17 protein-coding genes and 1 pseudogene are annotated in these 14,020 nt (G+C 74.4%); 10 read left to right on the forward strand and 8 right to left on the reverse strand.

Going from position 1 to position 14,020, the window contains the following annotated elements:
• Both SSNG_RS01615 and SSNG_RS01620 read right to left on the reverse strand, forming a co-directional pair.
• A pseudogene (locus SSNG_RS01615) lies at positions 1 to 610 on the reverse strand (hypothetical protein); the annotation flags it as partial.
• 44 nt (positions 611 to 654) lie between these two features.
• Positions 655 to 2,103, reverse strand: coding sequence for an amidase (locus SSNG_RS01620; protein WP_007262035.1), 1,449 nt, complete (start codon positions 2,101 to 2,103; stop codon positions 655 to 657).
• A 150-nt stretch (positions 2,104 to 2,253) separates the two neighbouring features.
• Between SSNG_RS01620 and SSNG_RS01625 the strand changes: the two genes are divergently transcribed.
• From SSNG_RS01625 to SSNG_RS38990, 3 genes are all read left to right on the forward strand, one after another.
• A complete protein-coding gene (locus SSNG_RS01625; RefSeq protein WP_042802740.1) occupies positions 2,254 to 2,865 on the forward strand; it encodes a TetR/AcrR family transcriptional regulator in 612 nt (203 codons plus the stop codon).
• 72 nt (positions 2,866 to 2,937) lie between these two features.
• Positions 2,938 to 3,717, forward strand: coding sequence for a maleylpyruvate isomerase family mycothiol-dependent enzyme (locus SSNG_RS01630; RefSeq protein WP_007262037.1), 780 nt, complete (start codon positions 2,938 to 2,940; stop codon positions 3,715 to 3,717).
• Between the two features lie 89 nt (positions 3,718 to 3,806).
• A complete protein-coding gene (locus tag SSNG_RS38990) occupies positions 3,807 to 4,331 on the forward strand; it encodes a DUF5133 domain-containing protein (RefSeq protein WP_050779512.1) in 525 nt (174 codons plus the stop codon).
• A gap of 10 nt (positions 4,332 to 4,341) precedes the next feature.
• Here the strand turns inward: SSNG_RS38990 and SSNG_RS01640 are convergent, their stop codons facing one another.
• Positions 4,342 to 5,550, reverse strand: a complete 1,209-nt coding sequence (locus SSNG_RS01640) for a cytochrome P450 (protein WP_007262039.1) — start codon at positions 5,548 to 5,550, stop codon at positions 4,342 to 4,344.
• A gap of 172 nt (positions 5,551 to 5,722) precedes the next feature.
• Here SSNG_RS01640 and SSNG_RS43355 point away from each other — a divergent pair, with 172 nt between their 5' ends.
• The 4 genes from SSNG_RS43355 (at position 5,723) to SSNG_RS01650 (ending at position 7,375) form a co-directional block, all read left to right on the forward strand.
• Complete coding sequence (locus SSNG_RS43355; protein ID WP_241694967.1) at positions 5,723 to 5,878, forward strand: DUF6131 family protein; 156 nt, start codon at positions 5,723 to 5,725, stop codon at positions 5,876 to 5,878.
• A 225-nt stretch (positions 5,879 to 6,103) separates the two neighbouring features.
• The gene (locus SSNG_RS01645) at positions 6,104 to 6,367 is read left to right on the forward strand and encodes a hypothetical protein (RefSeq protein WP_129593273.1); all 264 of its coding nucleotides are present in this window, start codon (positions 6,104 to 6,106) and stop codon (positions 6,365 to 6,367) included.
• Between the two features lie 43 nt (positions 6,368 to 6,410).
• On the forward strand, positions 6,411 to 6,848 hold the full coding sequence (locus SSNG_RS44700) for an aldo/keto reductase (protein ID WP_277752132.1): 438 nt from the start codon (positions 6,411 to 6,413) through the stop codon (positions 6,846 to 6,848).
• Complete coding sequence (locus tag SSNG_RS01650; protein ID WP_347232493.1) at positions 6,758 to 7,375, forward strand: aldo/keto reductase; 618 nt, start codon at positions 6,758 to 6,760, stop codon at positions 7,373 to 7,375. The genes SSNG_RS44700 and SSNG_RS01650 overlap by 91 nt, the downstream gene beginning before the upstream one ends.
• Before the next feature lie 29 nt (positions 7,376 to 7,404).
• On the opposite strand, the gene SSNG_RS01655 is transcribed toward SSNG_RS01650, so the two are convergent.
• From SSNG_RS01655 to SSNG_RS01665, 3 genes are all read right to left on the reverse strand, one after another.
• Positions 7,405 to 8,358 carry an MASE1 domain-containing protein gene (locus SSNG_RS01655; protein WP_042800381.1) on the reverse strand — a complete coding sequence of 318 codons (954 nt, stop codon included), beginning with the start codon at positions 8,356 to 8,358 and terminating at the stop codon, positions 7,405 to 7,407.
• Between the two features lie 54 nt (positions 8,359 to 8,412).
• Positions 8,413 to 9,186 carry a PP2C family protein-serine/threonine phosphatase gene (locus SSNG_RS01660; protein WP_050779821.1) on the reverse strand — a complete coding sequence of 258 codons (774 nt, stop codon included), beginning with the start codon at positions 9,184 to 9,186 and terminating at the stop codon, positions 8,413 to 8,415.
• Between the two features lie 252 nt (positions 9,187 to 9,438).
• A complete protein-coding gene (locus SSNG_RS01665) occupies positions 9,439 to 9,825 on the reverse strand; it encodes a barstar family protein (RefSeq protein ID WP_007262045.1) in 387 nt (128 codons plus the stop codon).
• Between the two features lie 195 nt (positions 9,826 to 10,020).
• Between SSNG_RS01665 and SSNG_RS01670 the strand changes: the two genes are divergently transcribed.
• The gene (locus SSNG_RS01670; protein ID WP_042800382.1) at positions 10,021 to 11,277 is read left to right on the forward strand and encodes a serine hydrolase domain-containing protein; all 1,257 of its coding nucleotides are present in this window, start codon (positions 10,021 to 10,023) and stop codon (positions 11,275 to 11,277) included.
• A gap of 118 nt (positions 11,278 to 11,395) precedes the next feature.
• Positions 11,396 to 11,992, forward strand: a complete 597-nt coding sequence (locus tag SSNG_RS38995) for a hypothetical protein (protein ID WP_007262047.1) — start codon at positions 11,396 to 11,398, stop codon at positions 11,990 to 11,992.
• A gap of 100 nt (positions 11,993 to 12,092) precedes the next feature.
• Here SSNG_RS38995 and SSNG_RS43360 read toward each other — a convergent pair whose 3' ends face one another.
• Complete coding sequence (locus SSNG_RS43360) at positions 12,093 to 12,317, reverse strand: GNAT family N-acetyltransferase (RefSeq protein WP_347232494.1); 225 nt, start codon at positions 12,315 to 12,317, stop codon at positions 12,093 to 12,095.
• 350 nt (positions 12,318 to 12,667) lie between these two features.
• A complete protein-coding gene (locus SSNG_RS01685) occupies positions 12,668 to 13,576 on the reverse strand; it encodes an MBL fold metallo-hydrolase (protein WP_042800383.1) in 909 nt (302 codons plus the stop codon).
• 94 nt (positions 13,577 to 13,670) lie between these two features.
• On the opposite strand from SSNG_RS01685, the gene SSNG_RS01690 reads away from it, so the two are divergent.
• A partial coding sequence (locus SSNG_RS01690) for a cupin domain-containing protein (protein WP_042800384.1) occupies positions 13,671 to 14,020 on the forward strand: 350 nt, incomplete at its 3' end.

The following is a 14,020-nucleotide window of genomic DNA, read 5'->3' on the forward strand; positions in this document are numbered from 1 at the left end:
GTCGAGGTAGCCGCAGCCGTGGTAGGCCATCGCGTTTCCAGTAGCGGCCGTTGCGCACGTTGATGTGCGCGCCGACCCCGAGGCCGAAGGCGACCTGGCCGCTGCGGGGGCCGCCCACCTCCAGGGTGTGGATGGCGTCCCGGGCGAGTCCGGGCCGGTCCACGGGGGCGGAGTGCCGCTGCCACAGGGCGCGGCCCTCCGGTCCGGCCGGCAGTACGCCCTCGCAGGGGCTTCCGGGGTTGACGACGAGGTAGGGCGGGTCGTCCGGGTTCCAGACCTTCGCGAACCAGCCCAGGTCGTAGCAGTTGTAGACGGGGTCGGCGGCGGGGGGCGGGAGCATGCCGCCCGTGTAGACGGCCAGGCACATGGTCCCGGTCCCCGGGTTCCAGTACGGGTGGAACCGGGTGTTGCCCGGCCTCGCGTCGACGTCCGCCCGCGACTGCATCATGTACAGGTCGGCGCGGGCGACGAGGTCGTAGTACGCGGGCCAGTCGCCGCGCGTCCTCGCCTCGTACAGCCCCCGTTCGACCGCGCTCGGTGCCTGCCAGCCCTGCGCCGGCGCCGTCGGACCGGGCGGGGCTCCCTGCTCGTGACCTGCTGTCAAACCCATGGGCAAACCCTAAGGGGTGGATCTTCCGGGGTGCCGCGCCGGTATCAGCCCGCCGGGCGCGGGTCGAGCGGGGTGAGGACTCCCAGCCGGTCCTCCACCGCCTGGGCCGCGTCCAGGCACAGGTCCTCCCGGAAGGCCCGTCCGACGATCTGCACCCCGCCGGGCAGCCCGTCGTACAGCCCGGTCGGGACGGCCACGGCGGGCAGGCCCGTGAAGCTGGTGGCCGTGCACAGCCGCATGCCCGAGGCCACGCGGTCCCGGCCGGCGCGGTCGCGGGACTCCAGTCCCGGTTCGACGGGCGGTTCGGTGAAGGAGGGGCCGAGCAGCAGCGGGTACTCGTCGAGGAACTCGGCCCACGAGCGGCGGATGCCCAGCCAGGTGCCCATGAGCCGGACGAGCTCCTCGGCGGTGGCGGGCGGGGTCTTCTCCATCGCCATCTGGATGTAGCGGTCCCCGCCCTCGCCCAGGAGCGTGCGCACCGCGGGCCAGCTCGGGGCGAATTCGGTCATGGTGATCCGGTCGTAGGCTTCGAGGGCCTCGTCCAGCCGGGGCACGTCCGTCACCTCGCGCACGTCGTAGCCGGCGTCGCGCAGGGCCCCGGCCGCGTCGGCGACCGCGGCGCGGACCGCCGGGTGGACTCCGCGCCCGCCGGGGTCGGCCACCACCGCGACCTTCACGGGGCCGGGGAGCGGGGGCCCGTACACGGGGACGGGCACCGAGCGGGGGTCGCGCGGATCGGCGCCGGCCAGCGCCTCGTAGGCGAGCCGGAGGTCGCCCACGCGGCGGGCGAGGGGGCCGTCGGTCACCAGCATCTGGGAGGCCGGTCCGGGGTCGTCGGGGCCGAGGACGCGGTGGTCGGCGGGGAAGCGCCCGGTGGTGGGCTTCAGCCCGGCCACGCCGCAGAACTGGGCGGGGACGCGGATGGAGCCCCCGGAGTCGTTGCCGAGGCCGAGCGCCGCCATGCCGGTGGCGACGGCGGCCGCGTCGCCCCCGCTGGTGCCGCCCGGGGTGCGGGCGGGGTCCCAGGGGTTGGAGGTGTCGCCGAAGAGCTCGCTGCGCGTGTGCATCCCGGCGAGGATCAGGGTGGGCATGTTGGAGTGCCCGATCGGTACGGCGCCCGCGGCGCGGAGCCGGGCCACGGGGGGCGCGTCGGCGGCCGCGGTGAAGTGGCGGAAGCGCTCGACGCCGAACGTGGTCGGCACGCCCTCGACGGGGGTGGTCTCCTTGACGGTGAACGGCACGCCCGCCAGGGGGCCGAGCGGCTCGCCCGCGGCCCGGCGGCGGTCCGTCGCGGCGGCGGCTTCGAGCGCCCGGTCCGCCATCAGCTGGGTCACCGCGTTCACCGCCGGGTTGACCTCGGCGATCCGCTCCAGGTGGCTCTGGACGAGTTCCACCGCCGAGACCTCTCCGCCGCGTACGGCGCGCGCCTGTTCGGCGGCCGGCCGCTGCCAGAGGGCTTCCTGCGTCTCCGGTGTCTCCCGTGTCTCCCGCATGTTCCCCGTACTCCCTGCTCGTTGTCGTTGTGATGCGCTTGCATCGGAACCATAGCCGAGGAACCGATGCGCTCGCATCGAATAAGGTGGTGGGGTGCACGAACGTGCGGCGGGCGGCCCGGTCGGGCCGGAGCGGAAAGGCGGGTGCGCATGCCCCGGCAGGTGGACCACGAGGGGCGGCGCCGGCTCATCGCCGAGGCCGTCTGCCGCCTCGCCGACGAACGCGGACTGGAGGGCGTCACGCTGCGCGACGTGGCGGCCCGCGCCGAGGTGTCGATGGGCGCCGTGCAGCGGTGCTTCGCCACGAAGGACGAGATGCTGCTCTTCGCCCTCGGGTACGTCGGCGAGGCCATCGGCGAACGCGTACGGGCCCGGCTGGTCCGCAGCCCCGCCCAGTCGGCCGCGTCCGCCCTGGGCCACGCGGCCACCGAGGTCGCACTGCTGCGGGAGGAACACCGGGCCGAGGCCCGGGTCTGGCTGGCCTTCGTCGCGCAGGCCGCCGTCAGCGCACCACTGGCCGAGACGCTGAGGGCGAACTACGCGGCCCTGCACGCGGCGTTCGCCCGGCTCATCGCGGAGGCCTGCGAGGGCGCGGGCGGGCCGGCGCGCCTCGACCCGCAGCGCGAGGCGCACGCCGTCCTGGCCCTGGCGGACGGCCTCACCACGCACGTCCTGATCGGGCACCTCGGCCCGCGGGAGGCCGAGGAGGTGCTCCACGCGCACCTGCGCGGCCTGTGGGAGGGGCCGGCCGCGGGCCGGTGAGACCCTCCGCCGCGGGCCTGTGAAAGAGTGCGGACCGAGCGCGCACGACAGGACGGAAGGACTCCCCCCACCATGCACACGGCCGACCGGATCGACCACGGGGCGGCGGTGGCGGCGGAGGCCGCCCGCTTCGCGGCCCTGCTCGCGGACGCCGACCTGACGGTCCCCGTACCCACCTGCCCCGGCTGGACCCTGGCCGACCTGGTCCGGCACGCCGGCGGCGTGCACCGCTGGTTCTCGGTGCTGCTGCGGCAGCGGATCCAGCAGCCCCCGGCCGGCCGCGAGGTGGACCTGCGGCTGCCCGAGCGCCAGGACGGTTACGCCGAATGGCTGAGGGCCGGCGCCGCCGAGGCGGCCGAGGTCTTCGCGGACACCGACCCGGACGCCCCGATGTGGGTCTGGGGCGCGGACGGGCACGCCCGGTTCTGGATCCGCCGGATGCTGTTCGAGACGCTGGTGCACCGGGTCGACGCCGAACGGGCGCTCGGACTCCCCTCGGTCATCGACCCCGCGCTCGCGCGGGACGGCGTGGACGAGTTCCTCGCCAACCTGCCCTTCGCGGTGCTGTTCGCGCCGAAGGTCGCACAGCTGCGCGGGTCCGGCGAGGCCGTCCGGTTCCGGTGCACCGACACGGACGGCACCTGGCTGGTCCGGCTGCGGCCCGACGGTTTCGGCCTCGACGCGGACCTCGATGGGGACGGCCTGCCGGTGCCCGCCGCGGCGGAGGTCCGGGCGGGGGCGGCGGACCTGCTGCTCCTGCTCTACGGCCGGCTGGACCGCACCGCACCGGGCGTGCACACCACCGGCGACGGCGCCCTCCTCGACCTCTGGTCCGCCAACTCCGCGTTCTGACGGGCGGCGGCCGCGCGGGACGGGACGTGCGGAACCCCGGGGGCTGTGTCAGCGTGGGAGGGCACATGCCCCGCCGAAGGGATCCTCACGTGGCGTCTCCTGGTGACCCGCCGTCCGCCGCCGCCCTCGCGGCGCAGGCCGCTCCCCTCGCGGAACGGCCGATCGGGCAGGCGCCGACCGAGCTGTGGGCACTGGGCCTGGTGATGGCCGCCGCCCCGTGTTCGGCCCGCGAGGCGAAGCAGATCCTGCTGGCGGCGGCCGAGCGGGCCCGGATCACCGCCGCGCAGGCCGCGGAGGCGATGGTGGCCGGGTCGCTGGGCCTGCCGGTGCCCGGGCGGGTGCAACGCGCCCTGCACCGGGCGGTGCAGGCGGCCCGCACCCCGCTGCCGCCCGGGGCCTTCCGGGGCGTGGGGATCCTGCCGAGCCGCCTGCGGACCGAGGAGGTCCTCTCACGCCTGCGCGGCTGCCAGGCCCGCCTCGCGGCCGCCCCCACGGACCCGGGCACGCTGCGGGCCATGGACGACGTGGCCTACACCCTGTGCGTCCTGATGGGCCGCCCCACCACCCACGAGGCGGTCCTGGCGGCCGAACGGCACCTCCTGGCCCAGGAGTAGGGCGCGCCGGTCACCAGCGGACGGGGAGTTCCCGTACGCCCCGGATCAGCATGCCGGGCACCCAGGAGAGCTTGGCGGCGTCGGCGTCGCCCTCCAGGTCCGGGAAGCGCTCCAGCAGGGACCGGAGCGCGATCCGCCCCTCCATCCGGGCCAGCGGCGCGCCGAGGCAGTAGTGGAGGCCGTGACCGAAGGCGATGTGGCCGCGCGCGTCACGGCGGATGTCGAAGCGGTCGGGGTCCTCGAAGCGCGCCGGGTCGCGGTCCGCGTCCGCCATGGCGATCAGGACGGCGGACCCCTTGGGGATCACCGTCCCGCCCATCTCCACGTCCTCCAGGGCGAGTCGCTCGGTGCAGGTCTCCACCGGCCCGTCGTAGCGCAGCATCTCCTCGATGGCGCCGTCCAGCAGGCCGAGGTCCGCGCGCAGGTCGGCGAGCTGCCCGGGGTGGGCGAACAGGGCGCGCATGCCGTTGCCGATCATGTTGACGGTGGTCTCGTGCCCGGCGATGAGCAGCAGGACGCACATGCCTATCAGCTCCGCGGGCGAGAGCCGGTCGCCGCCCTCGTCGACGGCGTGGATCATCGCGCTGAGCAGGTCGTCGCCCGGTTCGGCGCGCTTGGCGTCGATGAGGCCGCCCAGGTACCGGGGCATCTCCTCGTACGCGCGGGCCTCGGCCTCCGCGCTGGTGCGGGCGACCATCTCGTTGGACCAGCCGCGGAACGCCTCGCGGTCCAGGGCGGGGACGCCCAGGAGTTCGCAGATGACGGTCATCGGCAGCGGGAAGGCGAAGGCCTCCACCAGGTCGCCGCGGCGGTCGCCGTTCGCCTCCATGGCGTCGAGCAGTCCGTCGGTGATCTGCTGGATGCGCGGCGCCAGGGCCTCGATGCGCCGCGGGGTGAACTCCCGGGCCACCAGGCGGCGCAGGCGGGTGTGGTCCGGCGGGTCGGACATCAGCATGTGCGCCAGCGCCGGGTGGTCCTGTTCGGCGTTGATGATCTGGCCGACGTCCCCGGAGCGGCGCCAGTCGCGGCTCAGCCGCGGGTCGGTGAAGGCCGTACGACAGGCCTCGTGGCCGACGACGAGCCACATGTGCTCGCCGTCGGGCGTCCGTACGTGGTGCACGGGGCCCCGCTCCCGCAGTGCGGCGTAGACCGGGTACGGGTCCCGTACGAAGTCCGGGCTGAGCTCCAGCAGATCGACGACGGCAGGCCGAAGTGCCATTCCATTCCCCCTGGGTCGGATGCGTCGCGGCGTGGCTGCGCCGCGTGTTCACCCCAGAGTAGTCGCGGTGTCACCGCGGGGGGCCGCGGGCGGCCCGGTTCCGGTTCGACCGCATGTGGATGCATCGCGGCGCGGTATGTGGGAAGACGCCCACCGAAGATCGGAGAAAGTCATGATCATTCTGGGTGTCATTCTGCTGATCGTCGGCTGGGTCGTCGGCATATCCATCCTCTGGACTATCGGCCTCATCCTGGTCCTCATCGGTCTTGTCCTGTGGGTCCTGGGAGCCGTCGGACACTCCGTCGGAGGACGACGGCACTATTGGTAGGCCGGGCCGAAGCCCGGCACCGCATCGCACCGCACCGCACCGCAGGCACCGGACGGCCGTAGGGGCCGGAGGGTCACCATCCCCCCGGCCCGTACGCCGGTGCCCGGATCAGGCCCCGCGCCGCCCACGCGCGTGAGCAGGGGGCACTGAGGCACTCGTTCACGGCCCCGCCGGTGGCGTATCGTCCTCCCGTTCCCGAAACCGGAGGCACCGACCATGGGGCTCATGGGGCTGCTCCTGCTCAACGGCTTCGCCCTGGCCGCGTTCGCCTTCGGCCGCCTGGCCGTCCGGCTGGCGCGCCGCGCGCCCCCGTGGGCCTACGCGGCCGTCCCGCCGCTGGCGGTCGTCGCCACCGGCTGGGCCCTGGGATGGCTGGTGTGGCCCTCGTACGCGGCGGCCCCGGCGGTGCTGCTGTGGTGGCTGGGCGGACTGATCGGCGCCGTCACCTGGTGGACCTGCCAGGCCCGCACCCACCGCCGCCGCCACTGACCCCGCTCCCCGGGCTTCGGGCCCCGCTCCCTAGGCTTGCCCCGTGACGGTGAACGCGGAGACGGGCAGGGGCGGCGGGCGGCTGCTGTACGGGTGCATGGGGCTGGGCGGTAGCTGGGAGCCCGGCCCGTACGGCCCCCGGGACGTCGACGCCGCCGAGGAGGCCGTGCACGCCGCCCTCGACATCGGGATCACCGTCTTCGACCACGCCGACATCTACCGGCACGGCAAGGCGGAGGCGGTCTTCGGCGAGGTGCTGGCCCGGACGCCCGGACTCCGGGAGCGCGTCACCCTCCAGACCAAGTGCGGCATCCGCCTGCCCGGCGGCGACGGCGGCCCCGGCATGTACGACCTGCGCGGCCCCGCCTTCTCCGGCGCGTCGAGGAGAGCCTGGAACGGCTGCGGACCGACGTCATCGACGTGCTCCTGCTGCACCGCCCCGACCCGCTGGCCGACCCGGACGAGGTCGCGGCCGCCCTGACGTCCCTGCACCGCCGGGGACTGGTCCGCGCCTTCGGGGTCTCCAACACGGGCGCCCCGCAGATCGCCCGCCTCCAGGCGCGCCTGGACGTGCCGCTGGTCGCCAACCAGCTGGAGATGAGCCTGCACAGCCGAGCCTGGGTGGAGTCCGGTGTGCTACTCAACACCCCCGAGGGCGCCGGCCACGGCTTCGCCCCCGGGACGCTGGAGCACTGCCTCGACCACGGCATCCGGCTCCAGGCCTGGGGTGCGCTCGCCCAGGGCCGGTTCACGGGCCGGCAGCGGACACCGGCCGAACGGGCCACCGCCGCCCTCCTCGAAGGGCTGGCGCGGAAGAAGGGCACCACCCCGGAGTCGGTGCTGCTGTGGTGGCTGACGCGGCACCCGGCCGGCATCGCGCCGGTGATCGGCACGGCCCGCCCCGACCGGATCCGGGCCTGCCGGGACGCGGCCCTGAACCCGCCCGACCTCACGCACGAGGAGTGGTACGAACTGTGGACCACGGCCCGGGGGGTACCGCTGCCCTGATCGCTCGTCCCGTCACTCCTCCCGCCGGCTCACTCGTCCCGCCGGCCGGGGGCGAGGTGGGCCACCACCTCTGCCAGGTCCTCGCACACCTCCTCGATCTTCAGGCGGATGTTGTTCTGCTCGGTGACCATCGCCGACAGCAGCAGGCCGGTGAGGGCCGCCGCCCCGTTGAGCGCCTGGAGGTTGACCATGATCTCCAGCAGGCTGTGGCGGGCGAAGGGCCCCGCCTGGTCGATCGCCGCTCCCACGGCCAGCACCGACACCAGCAGGGCGCAGGGCGCGCTGCCGGCCAGCTGGAAGCGGACGGCGGCCCAGATGAGCAGCGGGAAGACGAGGAAGAGCAGCGACAGGCTGCTCCGGGCGGCGACGGCCGTGACCACCCCGGCCGCCGTCATCAGGGCGAGCGCCTCGGCCACCCGGTAGGGGTCCCGGGGCGGCCGGGCCCCGCGCAGGACCAGCAGCAGCGGGGTCACCAGCAGCACGCCCATGGTGTCCCCGGCCCACCAGGCCGCCCACACCCCCCAGAACTTCGCCGCCGGCAGGTCACCGGTGAGCAGCAGCGTCCCGGCGCCGCCGGTGGCGCTGACCAGCGTCGGCAGCAGGCCGCCGGCGAAGACCAGCGCCAGCCCGTCCCGCAGCCGGTCGAGCTCGGGCCGGAAGCCGACGCGGCGCAGCAGGGCGTACGCGCACAGCGGGGCGAGGGTGTTCCCGAGGACGATGAGGAGGTCGACGGGGCTGAACGCGCTGATCCCCTCGATGGCGAGGTACGTGCCGAGGGCGATGCCCGGCCAGACCCGCGGTCCGAACCAGAGCAGGGCCGCGAGGGCGATGCCGGTGGGCGGCCACAGGGGTGTGACGACCGAGCCCTCGACGACCACCTGCCGCAGCAGGCCGAGCCGGCCGCCCAGGTAGTAGGCGGCGGCGACCCCGAGGATCCGCAGGAGCGCCTCGGACGGACCTCGCCATTGCACGGTGCGCACCACAGCATCAGACAACAGCCCTGCCGCCGGCACGGCGCGTGACACGCCCGGCGGGCATCAGGCGTCCGCCGCGCCGTGGCTGAGGACGAGCACCGCGGCGTCGTCGGCGTGGCCGGTGGAGTCGGCCACCTTCATCACCTCGGCCGCCAGCTCGTCGGGGTCGCCGCCCGCCGCCTCCCGGACGATCCGCAGCACCCGCTCCAGGCCCACCTCGATCGGGAACGCCGGGCCCTCGACGACGCCGTCGGTGAGCAGGACGATCGAGCCCGGCTCGGTCAGCCGGCGCCGGGTGACCGAGTACCGCGCGCCGGGGACCGTGCCCAGGGGCGGGCCGCCCTCGTCCTCGGCGAGTCCGTACCGGCCGGCGGCGGTGGCCCAGACGGTCGGCACGTGGCCGGCCCGGGCGCTGGCGAGGTCGCCGGTGCACGGGTCGTAGCGGAGCAGGCTGCAGGTGGCGAACAGTTCGCTGTCGAGGGAGAGCAGGACGTCGTTGGCCCGGCCGAGCACCTCGCCGGGGTCGGCGACGACGGCCCCCACGGCGCGCAGGCAGACCCTGACCTGCCCCATGAAGGCGGCGGCGGCCACGTCGTGCCCCTGTACGTCGCCGATGGAGAAGGCGAGGGCGTCCCCGGCCACCCGGAACCCGTCGTACCAGTCACCGCCGATCTCCAGGCCGTGCTGGGCGGGCGCGTAACGGGCGGCCGTGCGCAGCCCCGGCAGGACGGGCAGGGAGGACGGCAGCATCTCGCGCTGGAGGGCCTCGGCCAGCTCCACCCGGGCGTGCTGGAACCGCGCCCCTTCCCGCGCCTGGGCGCTGAGCCGGCCCAGCATGCTCAGCAGGTCGGCGCTGTCGGGCCGGTGCGGTTGGCGCCGAGGGGTCACGGACCCCTCCGGGGTATGTGCATGGGCTCCCTGCTCCCGCGACGCGAAGATCCAGGGCCATCATATTTCGGCGGGGCGGATTTCGCCGGGCGCCCGGTGCCGGCCCCGTTCCGGCCGACGGCTTCCCGTGCCGCGGGCTCGGCCTGGTCCGAAAAAGAAACGGCCTGGTCCGAGAGGCACGCCTGGTCCGAAAGGCACGGCCTAGCGGAGCACGAGGCCGCCCGGGCGCTGGTGTTCGATGATCTCCACCAGCCAGTCGAAGACCGTCGGGCCGCGGCCCCCGCGGGCGGCCGCCAGGTCCTGGGCGACCCGTTCGCGGTGGGTGGGGTGGCAGCGGCGCAGCCGGTCCTCCAGCACCCGGGCGGTCTCCTCGTGGCCCAGGGCCTGCCGGGAGCGGCGGTGGTCGTGCCACTCCAGCGTGAAGGAGCCGTCCTCCGGCGTGCCGAACCCGCCGCGCAGGCAGTCGTTGAAGGCGTCGAGGTTCTTGCCGAAATAGCCGCCGGGGCCGTTGACGGCCTCGCCCACGACCCGCCAGAAGTCGTCCAGGGTGTGGATCAGCGCGCCGTCGAGCACGTAGGTCGTCGTCACCGGTCGATCCTACGGAACGTCAACGGGCCGTCGGCTCGGGGATGGTGACGTCGTCTCGGCCGGGAACCGCGATGACCTGCTTTGCGTGATCTTGCGTAAGCTCTTGATCGATTCGGACCGCCGGCTGCCCCTCGACCCCTTCGGCAGACGGCGTCCGGGTCCCGGGAACCGCACCGACCGAGTAAGAGGAACAACGTGCCCCTGCCCCTGAACCGCCGTCTGGCCGTCAGCGCCGCCCTGCTGGCCACGGTCGCCGCCGTGGTGCCCGCCACCGCCGCCCAGGCCGCGCCGGCCGCCTTCCCGCAGGCCGCCGGAGCGGCCGCCGCCACCCTGCCGGACCCCGATCTGGAGGCCGTGGCCCAGGCGTTGCGCAACACCACCGCAGCGGGGGCGCCCGGCGCGCTGGCCCGCATCGGCGACGGGAGGAAGACCCTGGTCGAGAAGGTCGGGGTGCGCGACAAGGTCACCGGTCAGGCCATGGACCCGCAGGCCCGCTTCCGGATCGGCAGCGTCACCAAGACGTTCTCGACGGTCGTGCTGCTCCAGCTCGTCGACGAGAAGAAGATCGAGCTGGACCAGCCGGTCAACCGCTACCTGCCCGGGCTGCTGCCCGACGACCGGATCACCGTGCGGCACCTGCTGACCCACCGCAGCGGGCTGGCGGACTACACGAACGCCATGTTCGACAAGACCGTTCCCGGCTTCGAGGCCGTGCGGAACAAGGTGTTCGGCTACGACGAGCTGGTCAAGCTCTCCCTGGCCGAGCCCCGCACGACGGAGCCGGGCGTCGCGTACAAGTACTCGAACACCAACTTCGTGGTCGTCGGGATGCTCATCGAGAAGGCGACGGCCCGCCCGGTGGCCAAGGAGTACGAGCGCCGCATCATCAAGCCGCTGAAGCTGCGCGACACCTCGTACGTGCACCCCGACACCAAGATCAAGGGACTGCACGCGCACGGCTACCTCACCCCGGACGAGGCCGGCGCCCCGCTGGTCGACTCCACCGAGCAGACGGTGTCGTGGGCCCAGTCCGCCGGCGCGATGATCTCCAACCCGGCGGACCTCGCCACCTTCATGTCGGCACTGGTGAGCGGGAAGCTGGTGAAGCCCGCCCTGCTGGACCAGATGCTGACGATGACGCCCACCGACGCGACCAACACCCGCTTCTACGGGCTGGGCCTGCGCCGCTACGACCTGTCCTGCGGTACGTCGGTGTACGGGCACACGGGCACCGTGCAGGGCTTCTACACCTACGCCTTCGCCACCCGCGACGGCTCCCGCACGCTCAGCGCCATGGCGAACACCTCGAACCAGGGCGCGGCGAACACCGCCCTGGGCGGCACCCTCGAAGGGGCCTTCTGCGGCAAGAAGCCGGTGAAGGCGAACGCCCGCGGCTTCGCGTCCGCCCCGGCCCCGGCCGACGTGGACCTGCCGGAGCGCAACGCCCGATGAGGGCGGGCCGCCGCGGGTCCCGGCCCGCGGCGGCCGTCCGGCACCGGCCCGATAGGCTCGGGCGGCGCACGGCCGTCACGTCCGTAACGCCCGTCACGTCCATGGGGGTTCCACCGATATGACCATCAACCGCCCCGGCCTGCCCGGGGACCTGCCGCCCGCCGAGGAGCTGTGGGCGCGCTGGGCCCTGGTCGCGGTACTGGAGGCAAGCACCGAGGCGGAGGGCCAGGGCGTCCACCGCAGCGGGCACTGGATCGACGGGGAGGGGCTCCACCTCGACGACTGCGGCTGCACCTGGTGGACCTTCGCCCCGAGGGGCGGGGGCCGGTACGTCCTCTACGGCGAGGACGAGTCGAGCGCCGTCAAGTGGCACGAGCCGGGCGTGGACATGCTGGCCCAGGGCCCGGACTGGCTGCCGTACGAGACCCTGCGCGACCTGCTCGGCAGCTGGCAGCTGGGCTGCGTCTACTGGTCCGAGGACGGCACCTGGGCCCGGGCGCCCTACCCGGAGGACCTGGACGACGACGGCCTGGACTGCGGGATGAGCCGTTTCACGGAGCGCCCGCAGTACGTGAACCTGCTGCTCTACGGGACCTGGGACGGTTGCCGCTGCGCCCCGTTCGAGGACCGCCAGGAGGCCGCGGCGGCGCTGCTGGACGCCGCCGTGCGCCGCGAGCTCACGGCCCGGGCGCTGGAGGAACTGGCCTATATTTAAACCTGCGGCCACTGGGACCTGCCCGCCATGCTGCGCGCGCTGGAGCTCTCGGGGCTGGCGCAGGGATCACCGGCCTCCCCCGCCTCCGCCACCCCTGCCGTCAGAGGGTGATCCAGTAGCGGCGCTTGGGGCCGACCAGGGTCTCCCGTACGTCTTCCAGGACGCCGCCGCCCCGCTCGATGGTGCGGGCGGAGGCCCCGTTGCCGGGGTCGCAGGTGAGCAGGACCCGGTCCATGCCGAGCAGCCGCGCCTCGTGCAGGACCTCGCCGAGGGCCCAGCCGGCCAGGCCGCGTCCGCGCGCCGAGGGACGGACGCCGTAGCCGATGTGGCCCGCCCGCGTCGAGCAGGAAGGCGTTCAGGTAGTGCCGCAGGTCGATGGCGCCGAGGTAGGTGTCGCCCTCGGCCATCCACCAGTGGGTGGCGTGGACCAGGCCCTGCTCGGCGGGCGCCGTGCGGTCGGCTCGGGCGCGCAGCTTCTCGGTCCAGGCGGCGAAGCCGCGCACGGTCGTGACGTCGTCGTCGGAGCCGAGCCCGGCCCCGTCCATGTGGGCGTCGGGTCCCCATTCCTCCTGTGCGGCGAGCCAGGAGGAGTACAGGCGGGCGGTGGGGGCGACCAGGTGCGGCATGCCCCGGACCGTAACAGTCCGATGATCCGACACCGCAATCCGGCTCGGGTCAGGCGGCCCACCGGCTGATGCCGAAGCCCTCCCCCTCCCGGTGGATCTCGACGGCTCCGCCGCCGCCGAAGTGGGCGGGCACCACCAGTTCCCGCAGCTCCGCGGCCCGCCCGAGGACCTGCCGGCGGGTGGCCGCGGCCTGCCGCGGGTCCGCGCAGAAGCAGCTGTTGCAGGAGGGGGCGAGGATCTGGACCGGGCTGTGGACGAGGTCGCCGACGAAGACGGCCCGGTCGGAGCCCGAGGCCAGCCGCAGCACCGACGAGCCGGGGGTGTGGCCCGGGGCGGCCTCCAGGGTGAGGTGCTCGTCGATGCGGTGGGATCCTTCCCAGAGCACGGCCTGGCCGGCCCGGTGCACGGGCGCGACGCTGTCCTCGTAGATGAGCCGGTCGTCCTCCCGCGCCCCCTTGGCGTAGCCGCCGCGCGGGCCGAAGTGGTGGTCGTCGGCGGCCGGGATCAGGTAGCGGGCGTTGGGGAAGGCGGGCACCCACTCCCCGGCGTCCTCGACGGTGTTCCAGCCGACGTGGTCGGCGTGCACGTGGGTGTTGACGACGTAGTCGACCTCCTGCGGGTCGACGCCCGCGCGGGCCATGGCCCCCAGGAAGTCGCCCTCCCGCCGGTGGAAGAGCGGGGCGCCGGGGCGTTCGCGCCCGTTGCCGACCCCGGTGTCGACGACGACGGTGGTGCCGCCGCTGCGCAGCACCCAGGTCTGCAGGGCCATCACCGCGCGGCCGTCCTCGGCCCGCACGTGGTCGGGGGCGAGCCAGTGCCCGTTGTCCTTCCACATCCGCTCCCCCGCATCGGGGACCAGGTCCGTCAGGGGGCCGAAGGGCCCCTGCCACTCGATCACCCGGATGACCTCGACGTCGCCGAGCACCATGCTGTTCCCGTTCGCGTTGTCCATGATCATCACTGTACGGAGGGCCCGGTGAGCGGCTCAATGCTCAGGATGCTCTCCGGAATACGGGAGCGGCTCACTCGGGTGCGCCGGATAGGCTCGCGCGGTGGATGTGGTGAGCGACGCGATCTCGGCCGTACGGGTCGGCAGGCCCTCGTCCGACCGGATGCGGGTGGACGGCAGCTGGTGCGTGCGGTTCCCCCCGTACGACGGCGCCGGCTTCCACGTCGTCCTGGAGGGCGGCTGCTGGCTGCTGCCGGACGGCGGCCCGCCCGTGTCGCTGGGCGCGGGTGACGCGGTGCTGCTCCCGCACGGTACGGGGCACGTGATCGCGGACTCCCCCGCCGACGCGCGGGCCGTGCGCGGGCGGTGCCGTTCGAGTCGGTCCGGGCGGCGTGGCGGCGGACCGGGCCGCGGGGCGGCGGCGCCGGCGCGTGAGATGCTGTGCGGCAAGTA

The organism is Streptomyces sp. C (assembly GCF_000158895.1).
Taxonomy (GTDB): Bacteria; Actinomycetota; Actinomycetes; order Streptomycetales; family Streptomycetaceae; genus Streptomyces; species Streptomyces racemochromogenes.